Origin of the sequence: Streptomyces viridochromogenes DSM 40736, from assembly GCF_000158955.1 — a bacterium.
GTDB classification, from domain to species: Bacteria; Actinomycetota; Actinomycetes; order Streptomycetales; family Streptomycetaceae; genus Streptomyces; species Streptomyces venetus.
Map to the genome: position 1 here is coordinate 632,452 of NZ_GG657757.1, position 18,069 is coordinate 650,520.

General features: G+C 71.6%; 6 protein-coding genes and 1 pseudogene. 1 reads left to right on the forward strand and 6 read right to left on the reverse strand.

What is annotated here, in order from left to right; all coding sequences use genetic code 11:
• The gene (locus SSQG_RS02940; RefSeq protein ID WP_003988194.1) at positions 1–201 is read right to left on the reverse strand and encodes an MbtH family protein; all 201 of its coding nucleotides are present in this window, start codon (positions 199–201) and stop codon (positions 1–3) included.
• 94 nt (positions 202–295) lie between these two features.
• Between SSQG_RS02940 and SSQG_RS02945 the strand changes: the two genes are divergently transcribed.
• Positions 296–1,396 carry an alpha/beta hydrolase-fold protein gene (locus SSQG_RS02945; protein ID WP_003988195.1) on the forward strand — a complete coding sequence of 367 codons (1,101 nt, stop codon included), beginning with the start codon at positions 296–298 and terminating at the stop codon, positions 1,394–1,396.
• Positions 1,397–1,591: 195 nt separating this feature from the next.
• On the opposite strand, the gene SSQG_RS02950 is transcribed toward SSQG_RS02945, so the two are convergent.
• The 5 genes and pseudogenes from SSQG_RS02950 to SSQG_RS02970 form a co-directional block, all read right to left on the reverse strand.
• Complete coding sequence (locus SSQG_RS02950; RefSeq protein WP_039931828.1) at positions 1,592–3,292, reverse strand: ABC transporter ATP-binding protein; 1,701 nt, start codon at positions 3,290–3,292, stop codon at positions 1,592–1,594.
• Positions 3,279–14,203 (reverse strand): annotated as a pseudogene (locus SSQG_RS02955) (amino acid adenylation domain-containing protein). Before SSQG_RS02955 ends, SSQG_RS02950 begins: the two are co-directional and overlap by 14 nt.
• A gap of 59 nt (positions 14,204–14,262) precedes the next feature.
• Positions 14,263–16,050, reverse strand: coding sequence for an ABC transporter ATP-binding protein (locus SSQG_RS02960; RefSeq protein ID WP_039931829.1), 1,788 nt, complete (start codon positions 16,048–16,050; stop codon positions 14,263–14,265).
• On the reverse strand, positions 16,047–17,111 hold the full coding sequence (locus SSQG_RS02965) for an iron-siderophore ABC transporter substrate-binding protein (protein ID WP_003988200.1): 1,065 nt from the start codon (positions 17,109–17,111) through the stop codon (positions 16,047–16,049). The genes SSQG_RS02960 and SSQG_RS02965 overlap by 4 nt, the downstream gene beginning before the upstream one ends.
• A gap of 112 nt (positions 17,112–17,223) precedes the next feature.
• Positions 17,224–18,069 (reverse strand): ABC transporter ATP-binding protein, encoded by an 846-nt coding sequence (locus tag SSQG_RS02970; RefSeq protein WP_003988202.1) that lies wholly within the window; start codon positions 18,067–18,069, stop codon positions 17,224–17,226.

Sequence of the window (18,069 nt, forward strand, 5' to 3'; positions counted from 1 at the left end):
CTACGCGGAGAGGGAGCGGGGCCGCAGATCGGTCCAGTGGGCCTCGACGTACTCCAGGCACGCCTCCCGGGTGTTCTCGTCGAAGGCGACCGTCCAGCCCCCGGGCACCTCGGCGAAGGACGGCCAGAGGGAGTGCTGGCCCTCGTCGTTCACCAGAACCAGGAACCGGCCTTCGGTGTCGTCGAAGGGGTTGGTGCTCATACTGAGTGCCTCCTCGGAACGTCAACCTTAGGTTAGCCTGGCCTAATTGACAGGAGCTTAGCCGTCGTCCCTCCCCTCTCACAAGGAGACGTTCATGCGCCCGGTCACGGCCGACATGGAGAGCGCCTTCACCGGGTTCGGGCTGCCCGGCACACCCGGCACCGACGACTTCTGGGCGGCGGTGCGGGCTCCCGTGTCGGTCCCCGACGGGCGCGGCGGCTGGGTGACCCTGTTCCTGTGGCGCGGGTCGGCGGCGAGCATCGACTTCGAGAGCTGGTCGGGGCCGGTTCCGCTGCGCCGCTGGGGCGACACGGACTGCTGGTACGCCGAGGTGCGCATGCCCGCCCGGCTGCGGGTGACGTACCGGTTCCTCACCGGCGACGGGGCGTACGCCGACCCGTTCAACCCGGCGGGTGCGGGCGGCGACCGGTCCATCGCCGCGACCCCGGACGCCCCGGCCCAGCCGCACTGGCCGGTCGTCGGCGCCGATGTCGTACTGCCCCTCCCCCGCACGCGGATCCGCTGGGCCGGTGAACGGCTCGGCGGGCGGCGCACCGTACGCCTGCACCCGGTGGGCGGCGGCGGGCCGGTGGTCCTGCTGCTCGACGGGGACGACTGGCTGTACCTGCATCCGGCCATGACCGCGTTCGAATCCGCTGTCGCCAGTGGCGAGATGCCCCCGGTCACTCTCGTCTTCCTGCCGGCCAGGGACAGGGCGGCCGAGTTCACGTGCAGGCCCGAGCTGTGGGAGGCGGTGCGGGACGAACTGCTGCCGCTGGTCGCGGAGTCCGGCGTACCCGCCGACCCGGACCGGCTGGTGGTCGCCGGGCAGAGCCTCGGCGGGCTGAGTGCGATGTACGCGGCACTGGAGTTCCCGGACCTGGTGTCCCGTGTCGCCTGCCAGTCGGGGTCGTTCTGGTGGACGCCCGAGGCCATGGACCTGCCGGACCCCTTGGGCGGCCCGGTCGGCGGCGCCATCGCCGCCCGCCTGCGGGGGCATCCCGGGCTGCCCGGTCTGCGGATCGCGTTCGACGTCGGGGAACACGAGACGGCGATGCTGCCCCACTGCGAACTGACCGAGTCCCTGACGCAGCGGGCCGGCGCGACCGTACGGGTCTCGCGATCGGCCGCGGGTCACGACCGGGCGGGCTGGCGGCACGCCCTGCTCAGGGATGTCGCCTGGGCCCTCGCCTAGGGCCTGTCGTTTGGATCATGCCGGCGTCGCGGGGCGTGGCACGCACATCTGCCGCGTTGTCGTCGGTTGTCGACGCTCCGCGTCGCCGCCCTCCTCCGCCTTGCATCTGCACGCACCACGCCCCGCTCGGGTCGGCCGAGAGGCGCAGTCGCTCTCGGCCGACCTGATCCAAACGACAGGCCCTAGCGGGCCGGGTCACCGCGCCACCGCCAGACAGTAGTCCTCGTCGGTGGCGAGGAGGTTGCGATGCGTGTCCTCGGCCGTGACCGCCCCGTCGTCGAGGACGAGGACCCGGTCGGCCGCGTCCAGCAGCGCCGGGCTGCTGGTGATCACGACGGTGGTGCGGCCCCGGCGCAGCTTCGCGACGTTGCGCGCGATGAGCTGTTCGGTGACCGCGTCGACGGCCGTCGTCGGGTCGTGCAGTACGAGGATGTCCATGTCGGCCGCCAACGCCCGTGCCAGGGAGAGCCGTTGGCGTTGCCCGCCGGAGAGGTTGGCGCCGCGGTCGCGGACACCGTGGTCGAGTCCGTCCCGGTGGAGGGCGACGACATCCGTCAGCATGGACGCCTCCACGGCCTCGGGGACGGTCCGGCTGGTGCCCGACGGGTCGATGTTCGTGCGGAGGGTGCCCGCGAAGATCTCGCCGTCGTACGGGTTCACCAGCATGTGCTCGCGGACCGCCTCGATCGACAGGTCCGCGAGTTCCCGCCCGCCGACCCGTACCGCTCCCTCGTACGCGCCGGGCGGGACGTGCCCGGCCAGGACCGACGCGAGGTCCGCCGCCTCGCGCGGCCGGTAGGCGGCGATCGCCACGAACTCCCCTGCGGAGACCTGGAACTTGAGATCGCGCAGGGTTCCGTACCGGACGCCGTCGAGCTCCAGGTTCCCGCCCGCGGCGGGGCGTTCCGGTCCCGGGGTGCTGACCGGCGGCGCGGTCAGGACCAGAGCCATCCGCGCGGCGGAGGCGCGCGCGATCATCACGTACTTCGGCATCTCGGAGAACAGCCTGAGCGGTTCCATGATGAACTGCGCGAGTCCCACGGCCATGACGAGTTCGCCGATGCCGATCTGTCCGTCGAACGCCAGCCAGCCGGCCGTCAGGGTCACGGCACCGGCGAGGACCGCGTTGAGGGCCAGTGCGGCGCCCGCGTACGCGCCGTTCACCTTGGCGACGGTGATCGCCTGGAGCTTCGCCTCCGTGCTGACCTTCCGGTAGGACCGGAACGCGGCGTGGTTGCCGCCGAAGCCGTGCAGCGGACGCAGGCCGGTGATCAGGTCGGCGACCTTCGCGCCCGCCCGCGCCACACGGGCCTGCTGTTCCTGGGTGCTGGAGCCGATCCGCCTGGACAGCACGCTCAGGATCGACAGGATCGCCACGGTTCCCACGATCACCAGCAGGCCGAGCCGGACGTCGGCCAGGCCCAGCGCGAGCGCCGCGACGACCACCGCGACCAGCGAACTGATCAGCAGCGGCACCACCTCGATGATGTCGGCGGTCTGGTCGGCGTCCTCCGTGGCGATGGTCAGCACCTCACCGGACTTGAGGTCGACGTCCCGGGCCACCGGCTGGAGTCCGCAGGCGGCGACCCGCACCCGCCAGCGGTGCGCCTCGGTCGTGTTGGCCTTCTGCAGGATGCGCATCCCGAACCGCCACGACAGCGACACGGTCGTGATGATCACGGCCAGCGCGGCGATCGACAGGCCCAGCGAGCCGAGGTTCCGGTCCCGCATGGTGTGTTCGACGATCAGGCCGAGCGCGATCGGGAAGGCGGTCTCACCGGCCTGGTACAGACCCATGAGGACGGTGCCCCAGACCATGGCGCCGAGGTTGCGGCGCAGAGCGGTGCGGAGGATGTCGGACCCCGGGCGGGGCCGCTGCGTGTCAGGACTGGTCATCGAGGTGGTGGGCAATCGCTTCCGGGGTGCGCAGGGTCAACAGGTCTCGGATCGTGATCACCGGTCCGTACTCGCGGCGGAGCAGTCCGATGAGTCGTACCGCCAGCATGGAGTGTCCCCCCAGGGACACGAAGTCGCTCACCGCGCTCACCTCGTCGTCGTCCAGGTCCAGGGCCTCGGCGAAGAACTCGCACACCACGGCCTCGGTCTCGGTCCTCGGGCCCCGCTCCCCCGCCGTGGTCAGCGCGCCCAACGGCTTGGCCTCCGGCAACGCCTTCGTGTCAGCCTTCCCGTTCACCGTGAGCGGGATGCCGTCGACCTGGGCGTAGTGCGTCGGGCGCAGGAAGTCAGGGAGCGCGGCGCCCACTTCGGCGGCGACCGTCGCCGGCTCCGCGCCGTCCAGCACGAGGTAGGCGGCCAGCCGGTACGCCCCGTCGACCTGCGGGGCGGGCTGGGCGACCGCGGCGGCGAACCGCACCGCGGGATGCGCGGCGAACGCCGCCTCGACCTCGCCGAGTTCGACCCGGTGACCGCGGATCTTGACCTGCTGGTCGGTGCGGCCCAGGTACATCAGGTTCCCGTCGGGCCTGCGGGCCACCAGGTCCCCCGTGCGGTACATGCGCTCGCCCGGGGCGCCGAACGGGCAGGCCACGAACCGGTGGGCGGTCTGCGCCGGCTGCCCGAGGTAGCCGCGCGCGATGCCGACGCCCGACACGTACAGCTCTCCGGGTACACCGTCCGGCAGCGGCCGCAGCCACGGGTCCAGCACGTACACGTCCGTGTTGTCGATCGCCACCCCCACCACCGGGTCCTGGCACTCGAAGGTGCCGACGCCGAGGGTGTTGATGGTGTACTCGGTGGGGCCGTACAGGTTGTAGCCCACCGTCCCCTCGGTCTCGGCGAGGCGCTGCCACAGCGCCGGTGTGACGGCCTCACCGCCGAGGAGTACCAGCGCCGGCCGCCGCTCCGGGTTGTCGAGCAGCCCCTCGGCGACGAGTTGCTGCGCGTACGTCGGCGTCACGTTGACGACGTCGATGCCGTGCTCCAGGCAGTACTCGACGAGGCGGGGCGCGTCACGGCGCAACTCCTCGTCACAGATGTGCACTTCGTGCCCGTCGGCCAGCCACAGCAGTTCCTCCCATGACATGTCGAACGCGAACGACACGGTGTGCGCGACACGGAAGACCCGGTGCCCGTGCTCGGCCAGCACAGGTTCGAAGATACGGCGCTGATGGTTGATCAGCATGTTGGTGAGACCGGCGTACTCGGTCACCACGCCCTTGGGCCTCCCGGTCGAGCCGGAGGTGTAGATCGTGTACGCGGGGTGCCGGAGCCGGTCGGGGTCGTCCGGCGCGAACGTCACGAACGGCTCGGCCGCGGGGAGGGGCCGGTCCAGTTCGAGCAGATCGCCGGTCAGCCGTGGCGACACCGCGCGCACCGTGAGGATCACGTCCGGGCGGGCGTCCTCGACGATCGCGGCGATCCGCTCGTCCGGGTGGTCCAGCTCCAGCGGCACGTACGCGGCACCGACACGCAGTACGGCGAACAGTGCCACGATCGAGTCGAGGGAGCGTGGGACCGCGAGTCCCACGGTCGTCTCCGGGCCGATGCCACGCTGTGCGAGCACACCCGCCACCGCGCGGCTGCGGTCGCGCAGTTCGGCGAAGGTCATGGTAGAGCCGTGGGCGACGAGCGCCACCCGTCGCGGGTCACGGTCGGCGGCCCGGTCGAACCGGTCGACGACGGTGTCCGTGCCGATGTCCGTCCGTTCACCCGGCCGGGGCCAGGGCCCCAGCCCCGGCAAGGCGCCGACGGGTCCGGTCGCCCGCGCCAGGTCTTCGAGGACGCGCAGGTAGTCGTCGAGGAGGCGCCGGGCGTTCTCGTCGTCCTCGTCGCGGTACTCCAGCTTGACGGTGAGCCGGTCGCCGGGTGTGACGACCCAGGTGAACGGATAGTGGGTGGAGTCGTCGGCCCGCACCGAGGTGATGCCGTGCCTGGCGTTCATCTCGGCGAAGGCGTCCACGTCCAGGAAGTTCTGGAGCACGAACAGGTTGTCGAAGAGGGTGTCGTGCCCGCCGGCCCGCTGGATCTCGCCGAGCCCGAGGTGCTCGTGCTCCATCGCCTCGACCCTGGCCGCCTGTACGGCCGACAGGTACTCCCGGACCGTGTCGTCCGGCCGGGCCCGCGTCCACGTGGGCACGGTGTTGAGCAGCACGCCGACGATGCCGGACAGCCCCTCGCCCTCCCGGCCGGAGACGGTCACGCCGAACACGGCGTCGCCGCGGCCCGTGCGAGCTCCCAGCAGCAGGCCGAACGCACCGGTCAGCACCGCGTTGAGCGTGACGCCGTGCGCCCTCGCCGCTTCCCGCAGCAGCTCCGATCGCTCGGCGGACAGGGTGTGCACGAGGGCGCGCGGCAGGTCGTCGGAGAGGGCCGGTGCCGGTCCCGCGAGCAGCGTCGGGCCGGGAAGCCCTGCCAGGTGCTCGGCCCAGAAGCGTTCCGACACGGCCGGGTCCTTGGCGTGGAGCGCCCGCGCGTGGTCCTCGAAGCTCGGCGTGGCCGGGGTCGGCACCGGCGGCTCGCCCGCGAGGACGGCTCGATAGGCGTCGAACAGGTCCCGCAGCACGATCTCGCGGGACCAGCCGTCCCACAGCAGCAGGTGGTAGCTCAGCAGCAGGCCGTCACGGTCGTCGGGCAGCCGCACCACGGTCATCCTGATCAGCGGCGGCTCGGCCGGGTCGAATCCCGTGTCCCGGTCGCGGACCCGCAGGGCGTCGACTTCCGCCTCCGTGGACAGGGCGATCTTACGGACGTCGACGCGGCGGCCGGGCGCGAGGACCTGGACCGGGTTTCCGTCGTCGTCGGTGGTGAAGCCGGCACCCACGACCGGGTGCCGGGCGATGACGTACGCCATCGCCTCGGCCAGGGCGTCGGTGTCCAGGCGCCGGTCGAACGTGAACCAGCTCTGCGCGACGTAGTGCCCGGCCGGACCCGTCATCTGCGCCTGGAAGAACAGGCCTCGCTGGAGCGGGGTGACCGGGGCCGTGCGCTCGGCGGTCGCGGAGGCGTCCGCGATGCCGTGCAGGGCGCCGAGCCAGTGCTCGGTGATCTCGTCGGGGACGCCCTCGGCGAGGGTGAAGGCCGCGTGCAGGCTTCCGGTGTCCTCGTCGAGCCACGCGTTGACCTCGACGGCGTACGGGCTGCCCTGGTCGCCACCGGTGATGTGCAGCGCCTGGGACTCGCTGCCCCTGCCGAGGTAGTTGAACAGGACCTGCGGGCGGGCGGTGAGCAGCGGTGCCGTCTGCGGGTCGAGGTACCGGAGCAGGCCGTACGCGACGTGCGCGGTCTCGTCCGGCCGGCGTTCGGCGAGCTCGCGGGCGGCGGCGACGGGGTCGGTGTGCACGGTGAGCCGTACGGGCGCGATGGCGGTGAACCAGCCAACCGTGCGGGTGTAGTCGTGGTGTCCGAGGAGCGGGACCCGGCCGTGTCGCTCCAGCTCGATCGCGAGGTCGGTGGGGGTCGGCTGGACGCGGGTCAGCGCGCTGCGCAGGGCGCCGCAGAGCAACTCGGTGAGACCGATGCCGAGTGCGGCGGGCGCGGTGCGGGTCACGCGGTCGCTCACGTCGGGGGCGAGGACGACCGTGGTCTCGCGCAGAGCGTCGACGGCGGGCAGCAGCGCGGGGGCCCGGAGGGTGCTGACCCACTGTCCGAGGTCGTCGATCGCGTGGGCGGACCTGAGCGTCAGCGCTTCGGCGTACTCGGCGTAGGACGTGGTCGGTGGCGGCAGGGGCTCCCCGCGCAGGCCGGTGGCCAGGTCGTCCAGCAGGATCAGCCAGGACACCGAGTCGACGGCGAGGTGGTGCACGGTGACGACGAGGGTCCGGGTCGACTCCAGCCAGGAGAACGCGACGATGTCCCCGGACTCGGGGTCGAGGCGTCCGGCGGCCTCGTTCGCCGCCGTCGTGGGGTCGGTCGTGTCCGGCCGTACGACGGTGATCGGGCGGACGGGTTCGGTGCGCAGGGTCCATACGCCGTGGTCGGTGCGGAGCCTCAGCCGCAGGGCCGGGTGCGTGGCGACGAGGGCGTTCGCGGCGCGCTGGGCATCCGTGAAGCCGGTGCCCTCGGGGGCGCTCACTGCCCTGGCCTGGGCGAATCGAGCGAGTGAGCCACCCAGTTCGCGCTGGCGCAGGATGATCGGGGTCGGGGGGAGCGGGCCCTCATCGCGAACGGTGGGGGCGATCTCGGCTTGGGGGGCCTGTGTCCTCAGGTGCTCGGCGAGTGCACGGGGGGTCTTGAACAGGAACACGTCCCGGGGCGAGATCGGCAGGCCGAGTGTTCGGGCCCTGTTCACGACCGTGATGGCGATGATGCTGTCGCCTCCGGCGCGAAAGAAGTCGGTGTCGGCGTGCGCTGAGGAGTCGGGCAGCGTCTGAGCGAAGATTCCGATCAGCGTGGCAAGCGTCGCGTCTTCACCTGCGGGCGCGTCGTGGCTGGTCGCGCCCCGCGGCGGAGCCGCGTTCCGATACGGTCCCGCGCCCCTGCGGGCGTGCTCGGCCAGGGCGTTCTGGTCCAGCTTGCCGTTGACCGTCAGGGGCAGGGCCTCGACCGGCAGCACTCGGCCCGGGACCATGTGCACCGGCAGCTTTTCCGACAGCCGGGCCGCGAAATCTTCCGGCACCCGGCCCACCACATGGGCGACGAGGTGATCGCCGCTGTGCGCCACCGTGACAGCCGCATCGACCACACCGTCGAGTTCCCGCACCGCGGACTCCACCTCGCCCAGTTCGACGCGGAAGCCCTTCAACTGCACCTGGTCGTCGGCCCGGCCGATGAACTCCAGATCGCCGTCGAGGTTCCGGCGGGCGAGGTCGCCCGTGTGGTACATGCGGGAGCCGTCCCCGGCGAACGGGTCCGCGACGAACCGTCCCGCCGTGAGCCCCGGCCTGCCGAGGTAGCCGAGCGACACCTGGTCGCCGGCGACGTAGATGGCACCCACCCGGCCCGGCGGCACGGGGCGGAGCCGGTCGTCGAGCAGGTAGGTGACCAGGCCGGGGATCGGGCCGCCGATCGGGCTGACGTCCCTGCCGCGTGCGAAGTCCTCGTCGGTCAGCACCCGGTGGGTGACGTGGACGGTGGTTTCGGTGATGCCGTACATGTTGACCAGCTCGGGCGAGGCGGTGCCGTGCCGCTCTGTCCAGGTGCGCAACCGCCCGAGGTCCAGGGCCTCACCGCCGAAGATGATCCGGCGCAGGGCGGGGAGCGGCTCGCCGGCGTGCCGGTCGGCCTCGATGAACTGGTAGAACGCCGAGGGCGTCTGGTTGAGCACGGTCACCCCGCGTTCTCGGACCAGCTGGTGGAAGTCGACCGGGGAGCGGGTCAGCCCGTACTCGGGCACCAGCAGTTCACCGCCGTACGCCAGGGCGCCCCACAGCTCCCAGACCGCGAAGTCGAAGGAGAAGGAGTGGAACTGGACCCACACGTCGTGCGGGCCGAAGTCCATGTCGGGCTGGGTGTTGGCGAGCAGGGTCACCACGCTGGAGTGCGGGACGACGACGCCCTTGGGCCGTCCGGTGGATCCGGAGGTGTAGATCACGTAGGCGGGGTCGTGCGGGCTCACTTCCGTCTCAGTGGTCGCCCCCACCGGCGGATTGTCTCCCTGGACGAGTACGCGTGCCGACACACCCGCTCTGGCCAGCAGTTCCGTGAAACGGTCCCGCTGGTCGGGGGCGACGAGGACGACCTGTGGAGCGGAGTCGGCGAGGATGTACTCCAGCCGTTCGTCCGGGTAGGCCAGGTCCAGCGGCACGTAGCGCCGCCGGCGCTGACGACGGCGACCAGGGCGACGACCTGCTCCAGCGAGCGCGGGACGGCGACGGCGACCCGCCGGCCCGGGCCCACACCGGCCGTACGCAGGGCCGAGGCCAAGTCGCCCTTCGCGTCGGCCAGTTCGCCGTACGACATTGACCGGGTGCCACCGTCGAGATCGCACTGCGTGACAGCGGTGGACGCCGGGGCACGCTGTGCGCAGGCGTCGAACAGTGCGCCCAGGGTGGTCGGAGTGGTCGGCGCGGGCAGCCTCCCCTTCTCGGGCGCCAGCTCGTCGACCAGGGTGTCCGGCCGGGTGAGCAGGGCGGTGAGGGTCGAGGAGAACGTACGCAGGAGTGCCCGGGCGGTCGCCTCGCGCAGCAGCTCACCGTCGTAGATCAGGTTGAAGCGCGGACGGCCGTCGCGTGTGCGTTCCACCACCAGCGTCAACGGGTAGTGGGGGGCGCCCTCGTTCACGATTCCGGTGATGACGAGGGTGTCGCCCGGACGCCGCAGAGTGCCGGTGTCGGTCGTGACGTCGAACACCACCAGGGTGTCGAACAGGGAGCCGGCGTCGGCCTGGCGGCCGATCCTCGCCAGCGAGACGTGCTGGTGCGGGAGCACCGCGTTCTGGTGTTCGCGTACCGAGGCGAGCAGATCGTCCGCCGTGGTCGTACCGGTCCAGCCGGCCCGCACGGGGATCGTGTTGATGAACAGCCCCACCATGTCCTCGATGCCGGGCACATCGGCGTCGCGTCCGGACACGGTCGAGCCGAAGACCACGTCGGTGCTGTGCAGGATGCCGCCCAGTGTCACCGCCCAGGCGCTGTGCACGGCGACGCTCAGCGGTACGCCGGCCGACCGGGCGGCGGCGTCGATGTCGTCCTCCGGCAGCGCGGCGGTCTCGGTCAACCGGTCGGACGGGGTGTGTCCTTCGGCGACCAGGGAAGGGCCGGGCAGGCCGGCGAGTTGCTCGCGCCAGACGCGATCGCTCTCGTCGTCGTCCCGTCCAGCGAGCCAGTGGACGTAGTCGCAGAAGCCGCCGGCCGGGTACAAGGTTCCCGGCGCGTGATACTCGGCCAGCAGCGCGCGGAGCATCGGCGGCACCGACCAGCCGTCGGCGATGATGTGGTGCACGGTCTGCACGAGGACGTGGCGGCCGGAGCCCCTGCGGATGAGCGTGTATCGCATCAGCGGGCCGGTGGCCAGGTCGAATCCCGCGCGGCGGTCCCGCTCTGCGAGGTAGCGCAGCTCGGTGTCGGTGATGCCGGGGCGGTCCAGCGTGGTGAAGGGCGCCTCGACACCGCTCTCCAGCACGGAGACCACGCGGCCGTCTGCGAGCGCCACGAACCGCGCGGCCAGGTTCGGGTACAGGGTGAGCAGGCGGGTGGCCGCGGCCGCGAGCCGGTCGGCGTCCACGTCGCCGTCCAGGGTGAGGAGTTGCTGCTCGACGTAGGCGCCCGTGGAGTCGTCGTCGAAGACCGAGTGGAAGTAGAGGCCCTCCTGCAGCGGGGTCAACGGCAGGACGTCCCGCAGTGCCGGGCCGTCCAGGTCGTCGACGTCGGCCTGGGTGAGCGGCACCAGGGGGAAGTCGCTGGGCGAGTGGCCGCCCCGGTCGAGCGCGGCCAGCCCGGTCAGGGCCGCCCGGAAGTAGCCGGCGAGGGCCGCGAGGCCCTCGTCGGTGAACATGCCGTCGGGCCAGGAGAGGGTGGTGACCAGTTCGTACGCGCCGGTGTCGGCTGGTTCGGCGATGGCGTTGAACTCCAGGGGGCGCGGCAGGCGCATGCGCGGGTCGCGCTTCTCGCCCAGCTGGCCGGTGATGCGGGCGAGTTGCCAGTCCCCCGGGGCGCCCGCGTCGAAGCGGCCCAGGTAGTTGAAGAGGACCTGCGGGGCCGGCGCGTCGAACTCGGTGTGGGTGAGGTAGCGCAGGGCGCCGTAGGAGACGCCGTTGTCCGGTACCTCGGCGAGGTTTTCCTTGACCCTCTTGAGCGCGGCGGCCAGGTACTCGGGTGCCGTGAGGTCGGCCGCCGCACCGGGGTCCACGATGACGGGGAACAGGGTGGTGAACCAGCCGACGGTCCTGGACAGTTCCGGTTCGAACCCGGCGGAGTCCGCCACGAACTGTCCCTCGCGGCCGTGTCCTTCGAGTTCGATGTGCGCGAAGGTCTGCGTCTGCCCGAGGTCTCGGCGCCGGCGGGCGAGGGCGACGGCGAGCGCGGTCAGCAGGACGTCGTTGACTCCGGCGTGGAACTTGGCGGGGATCTCGCCCAGCAGGGCGGCCGTGACGTCCGGGCCGACCGAGACGGTGCGTGTCCGTTCCCGTGCGACGGTGTCGGCCGCCGACAGGGCACGTCTGCCGACCGGTTCGTCGGCACCTGGCAGGGGACGCCGGTAGTAGGAGCTGTCCGCGTCGAACGCCGCACGTTCCAGCAGCTGTGTCCAGCGCCGGAACGACGTGCCCGCCGGGGGCAGTTCGACCGGTGTGCCCGAGGTGAACTGCCGCCATGCCGTGGCCAGGTCCTCGATCAGGATCCGCCAGGACACGCCGTCCATCACCACGTGGTGGGCGACCAGGACCAGCTGCCGTGCCGCGCGGCGCCAGACGGCACGCAGCATCACGCCGCCCGTCGGGTCGAGCCCGGCGGTGGCGTGCGCGACGCACTCGTCGAGCGGCAGGTCGCACTCCTGCCACGGCGCGACGGCCGGGCCGGCCTCCGGTATGTCGAAGCCGAAGCGGTCGCCGCGCACCAGCCTGGCCCGCAGCATGTCGTGCCGGCGGAGCAGCGCGGTGAGGATCGCGTCGAGGGCGTCGGCGGTGAGGCCTGCCGGGGTGTTCAGCACGACGGACTGGACGAAGCCGTCGATCGCGTCCGTGGTCTCGCCCAGCCACTGCACGACAGGTGAGCCGACGACGGGGCCGGTGGCGACGTCGCGGTGGTCCACCGTGGCGCTGTCCTCACGGCTCGCCACCGCCGCCAGGGCCCCCACGGTGCCGTGGGTGAAGATCTGCCGTGCCGTGACGTGCAGGCCGGTGTCGCGCAGCGCGCCCAGCAGCGAGATCGCCAGGATGCTGTCTCCGCCGAGCTGGAAGAAGTCCTGGTCGACACCGACCTCTTCGAGTCGCAGCACCGCCGCGACCGCGGCTGCCACCGCGCGCTCGTTCTCGGTCGTGGGCCGGATCAGCTCGCCCGTTCCGGTGGTGGGCTCGGGCAGGGCGTTCCGGTCGAGCTTGCCGTTCGCGGTGAGCGGGAACTCCGTCATGACGACGATGTGGGCGGGCACCATGTACTCGACCATGTGCTGGGCGGCCCACGCCTTGACCTCCTGCGCGCGCAGGTCCTCCTGCCCGGCGGCCGGGATGACGTACCCCACGAGGTAGGTGCCGCCCACCGTGTTCTTCTTCGCGACGACGCAGGTGTGCCGTACGCCGGGGTGCTCCGCGAGACCGACCTCGACGTCCTCGATCTCCAGCCGCATGCCACGGATCTTGATCTGGTTGTCGGCCCGTCCGAGGAAGTCCAGCGAACCGTCCGGGGCGAACCGCGCGAGGTCACCGGTGCGGTACAGCCGGGAGCCGTCGTCGGCGAAGGGGTTCGCGACGAACCTGGAGGCCGTCAGGCCTGGGGCGCCCACGTAGCCGCGCCCCAGGAGGAATCCGCCGACGTAGAGTTCGCCGCCGACTCCGACCGGGACGGGGCGCAGCTCGTCGTCCAGCACGTACAGCTGGGTGTTGGGGTTGGCCTTGCCGATCGACGTGGACAGGCGTTCCGCCGCGCCCCGGTAGATGACGTGCGAGACGCCGATCGTCGTCTCGGCCGGGCCGTAGCCGTGGTACATGGGAATGTCGAGCTTGGTGCGGAACCGCTCGTACAGCTCCGGGGTCAGCACCTCGCCGCCGCACCACACGTGCCGCAGGCTGTCCAGCTTCCCGGAGTCGCCGGCGATCTCCAGCAGTACGTCCAGCATGGACGAGACCAGGTACGTGAAGGTGACGCGCTGTTCGGCGATCACGCTCAGCAGGTGGTGCGGGTCCCGTTCGCCGCCGGGCCGCAACACCACCAGGCGGGCGCCGCTCACCAGCGGCAGGAAGATCTCGTTGATGGAGATGTCGAAGGACAGCGGTGCCTTGAACAGGGACGCGTCGTCGTGGCCGAAGCCGAGGATCTCGTCGACCTGCCACAGCAGGCGTTCGCTGATGGCCGCGTGCCGGATCATCGCCCCCTTGGGCCGCCCGGTCGACCCGGACGTGAAGATGACGTACGCCAGGGAGTCGCCGTGGACGGTGACGTCGGGGCCCTCGGTGGGGTAGGAACCGAACCTCCAGTCGTCCAGGTCGACGGCCACGGCTTCCGGTTCGTCCGGGTGGGGCTCGCCCGAGTCGTCGAGCTGCACCACGACCCGGGCGTCCTCGATGACGACGGCCCGGCGCGCTGCGGGCCACTGGGGATCGAGCGGCACGAACGCACAGCCCGCCTGGAGCACGGCGAGCAGGCCGATCACCATCTCGGCGGAACGGCCGAGCGAGATGCCGACGACCTGTTCGGTGGTGAGTCCTCGTTCGATCAGGTGGTGGGCCAACTGTCCGGAGAGTTCCGCTGTCTGGCGATAGGTCAGTGAGCGGCGTTCGTCGACGACGGCGATGGCGTCGGGTCTGGCCCGCGCCTGCTCGCGGAACATCTCCACGATGGTCGGGCGGATCCGGTCGGCCCGGGTGTCGTTCCACTCGGCCAGGGCCGTGAGCCTCGCCGCCGCGCTCGACGGGCCGATGGTCCCGAGGGGCCGGTCCGGGAAGTTTGCCAGGTCGTCCAGTGCGAGTTGCGCGTCTGCGAGCGCGACCCCGTCCGGCACGGCGATGCTCCGGCCGTCCGGGCCGACCTCCCAGCCTCCGGGCCCGTCGCCGCCGTTGTCCACCCACCCGAGGACCTCGGTGAAGAGTGTGCCGGGCGTGAGGTCGATGCCGTCGGGACCGAGACCGGTCGCCCAGTAGGACAGTCCGATGGCGGACGCCTCGGCGATGATCCGGTCGGGATGGTCGCCGATGCGCCGGCGTACGGCGGCCAGTTGTCCGGGGGACAGCAGTACGTGACGAGCGCTCGGTTCCTTCATCGAAGACTCCGCGTTCCTTCCACCGTGGGAAAGTCGGACCGACTCACTTCAGGGGTTGCTCAACTGCCCTCGCGCCAGGCCCGCCACAGTCGTGCGTACCGGCCGCCCAGAGCCACCAGTTCCTCGTGCGTTCCCTGCTCCACCACACGTCCCGCGTCCAGCACCGCGATCCGGTCCGCCGCCATGGCCTGGGTCAGCCGGTGCGCCACGAACAACGTGGTGCGGCCCGAGCACGCGGCCAGCACGGCCCGCTCCAGCTCGGCTGCTCCTTCGCTGCCCGCCTCCGCCGTCGACTCGTCGAGCACCACGACCGGCGCGCGGCCCAGCACCAAGCGGGCCAGAGCGATCTGGGCGACCTTGGTGACGTCCAGGCGCTCCCCGCCCTCGCCGACCGGGGTGTTCAGCCCGTCGGGGAGCGCCTCGACCCAGCCGTCGGCGCCGACCGTGCGCAGTGCGTCCCGCAGGTCGGCGTCGGTCGCCTCCGGTGCGGCCAGCCGCAGGTCGTCGGCGAGCGGGCCGGAGAAGACGTGGGTCTCCTGCGTCAGGATGCTGACCAAGGCGCGTGCCCCGGCCTCGTCCAGACCGGCGAGGTCGGTCGACCCGACGCGCACCGACCCGGCCTCCGGGGTCCCGATGCCCGCGATCAGCGCGGCCAGGGTCGTCTTGCCCGCGCCCGTCGCCCCCACCAGCGCGAGCGAACCGCCGGCCGGGATCGTCAGGCTGACGTCCCGCAGCACCGGCTCCGCGCCGCCGGGATAGCGGAACGTCAGGCCCTCCACCGTCACCGGGTACGGCCCGGCGTCCGGCCACTCGACGCTCGTGTCGCCGACCAGCCGGTCCTCGGTGGGCTCCTCCAGCACGCCGACGAGCCGGGTCAGGCCGGCGCCCGACTTCTGGGCCTCGTCGAAGGTGAACATGATGGCGCCGAGCGGGAAGAACAGCCGGTGGAACAGCAGCGGGGCCGCCGACACCTCGCCCAGGCTGGCGGCATCGGCCTCCAGCAGGGCGTATCCCACCACGAGGATCAGGACGAGCCCGATGAACTCGGCGCGGTTCTCCCTGCCGACGAATCGGCCGAAGAACCGGAACACCTCGATGCCGAGGTCGCGCACCCGCCACGACTCCTCGGTGACCTTCTCGCGGAAGGCGCCTTCGAGGCGGTAGGCCCGGACCGTGTCGATACCGTTGAGGCCGCTGATCAGGGCCTGTGCCCGGTCGGCCTGGGCGGCCCGCTGCTTCCGGTAGAGCGGGGCGGAACGGGGGAGGTACCAGCGCAGGGCCAGGGCGTACGCGGGCAGCGCGCCGGCGCCGGCCAGGCCGAGCCGCCAGTCCAGCCCGAACATGCCGACCGTGGCGATGACGACCAGCACGCCCGCCGAGAACACCGTGGGGACGGCCGAACGGATGCCCTTGGAGATGACGGCCACGTCGTCACCGACCCGGGAGAGGACGTCTCCCCGGCCGACCTGCTCGACTCGTGCGCTCGGCATCCCGAGCACCGCCCGGACGGCGCCTTCGCGCAGCCGCGCGAGCAGCTCCGCGCCGAGCCGCCCGATCAGGTAGGTCGAGACCGCGGTGGCGGCCGCGCCGAGCAGGGCCGCGGCCACCATCAGCGCCCCGATCGTGACCAGGACGGAGCGGGACGCGCCCTCGACGACCCCGTCGACCACACGGCCGAGCAGGAGCACGGGGAGGACCTGGAGCGCCGCCCCGGCCACCGTGGTGAGGACGGTGGCGGCCGTCAGCCAGGGCGCCTCGCGGCAGTGCGCCGCGACCCATCGGCCGGCGTCGCGTCCGGTCGCCGTGCGCAGGGCCGCCGGGGCGACGCGCGTGTCGGTGGTGCTCACACCTGGCCGGCCGACTTGACGAGCTCGTCGATCGCGTACGGCATGGAGAGCAGGGTGCCTTGCGAGATGGCCGCGCCGACGGCCGAGCCCTCACTGTCCGGCAGGTAGGACACCTTGCCGTTCTTGACCGCGTCCAGGTTGGTGAACAGCTTGAACTTCTTCAGCGCCGCCGTGTCCGCCGTGTCGTTGATGACGAAAATGCGGTCGACGTCGACCAGGTCGATGCGTTCGGGCGAGAGCTTGGTGTAGAAGCTGCCGTCCGCGACCTTGTCGATCTCGGTCCGGTACGGGAAGCCGATGCCCGACACCAGGCGTCCGCGCACGTCGGTGGAGGTGAACGGCGCCACCGAGTTCTCGTACCAGGACAGCGCGACGGCGGTTTCCCTGGCGAACTCGGGGTGTGCCTTCTTGGCCGCGGCGAGCTGGTCCTGCACGTCCGCGATCATCTTCTCGCCCTCCTCGGCCCTGCCGAGGGCCTTGGCGATCTGCAGGGCGTTGTCCTGCCAGGGTGCGCTGAAGGGCTCCTTCTCCCCCTTGGTGCGGCCGACGGTCGGAGCGATCCTGGAGAGCTTGTCGTAGGCGGCCCGGTCGACCTCGGAGTAGACCGCGATGATGAGGTCGGGGCGCAGGGCGGCGATCTTCTCGTAGTTGGGGCCGGAGTCGCCGTTCTTCATGACGACCTCGGGCCGGGTGCTGCCCCACTTGTCCTTCACCCAGGGCCACTGGGTGTTGATGTCGGGACTCTTGCCCGCCGGGTTCGGGTACTGGTCGACCATGCCGACCGGCTTGGTGCCGAACGCCAGGACGGTCTGGTCGTCCGTGTAGCCGACGGTGACGACCCGTTCGGGGGCCTTGGTGATCTTTGTGGATCCGAACGCGTGCTCCACCGTGACCGGGAACGCGCCGCCGGCGGCGGCCGAGTTGCCGCTGCTCGCTTTGTCCGCGGAGTCGGACGAGTCTGAGCCGCATCCCGCGAGGAGGCCGACGCCGAGCGTGGCGGCGGACAGGACGGCCGCCCATCGCCGCCAGGGCTTCGTCCGCGTCGTTCTGGTGAGGAGCATCCGCTTTCCCCTTGCTTTCGCGCTGTCCGCTGCACTCCCGTCTAAGGGCAGGCACACCTTAGCGTGAGCGGATGAGGTTAGCCTAGCCTAACTTCTCCAACATGCGTATGATCTAGGGCAGTTGAACGTGGGCGCGGCCGATGGGCACGATGAGCGGCCGGTCACCGACCGGGTCGTCGATCACCTTGGCGCGCAGTCCGAACGCCTCGTGCAGCAGCTCTGCGGTGATCACGTCACGTGGGTGCCCCTGCGCCAGGATCGAACCGTCCCTCATCACCACGAGGTTGTCGCTGTAGCGCACGGCCAGGTTGAGGTCGTGCAGCACCATGACCACGGTGCACCCCGACTCGTGCAGGTCGTCGACCAGGTCGAGCACGTCGATGGCGTGTGCCAGATCCAGGTAGGTGGTCGGCTCGTCCAGCAGGAGCAGGTCGGTCCCCTGGGCCAACGTCATGGAGATCCAGACGCGTTGGCGCTGTCCCCCGGACAGGGAATCCACCGGGCGATCGGCCAGGTCGGACACCCCGGTCATGGCCAGCGCGCGCTCCACGACGGCGGCGTCGTCCGACGACCACTGCCGCAGCCAGCTCTGGTGCGGATGACGGCCCCTGGCGACCAGGTCGGACACCGTCAGCCCGTCCGGCGCGACCGGCGCCTGCGGCAGCAGGCCGAGCTTCTTCGCCACGTCCCTGGTCCGGAGCCTGCCGATGTCGTCGCCGTCCAGGACGACCGTGCCCCTGGCCGGCTTGAGCAGCCGGGACAGGGTCCGCAACAGGGTCGACTTCCCACAGCCGTTGGGACCGATGATCGTGGTGACGACCCCTGACGGGATGGCCACGTCGAGATCCTCGATGACCGTCCGGGCGCCGTACCCGACCGTGACGCCCTCGGCCGCCAGCCGTGCGGCGTCGACGACTCCGGACTCGATCTCGGTTGTCGTTGTGTGCTGAGCGCCCAC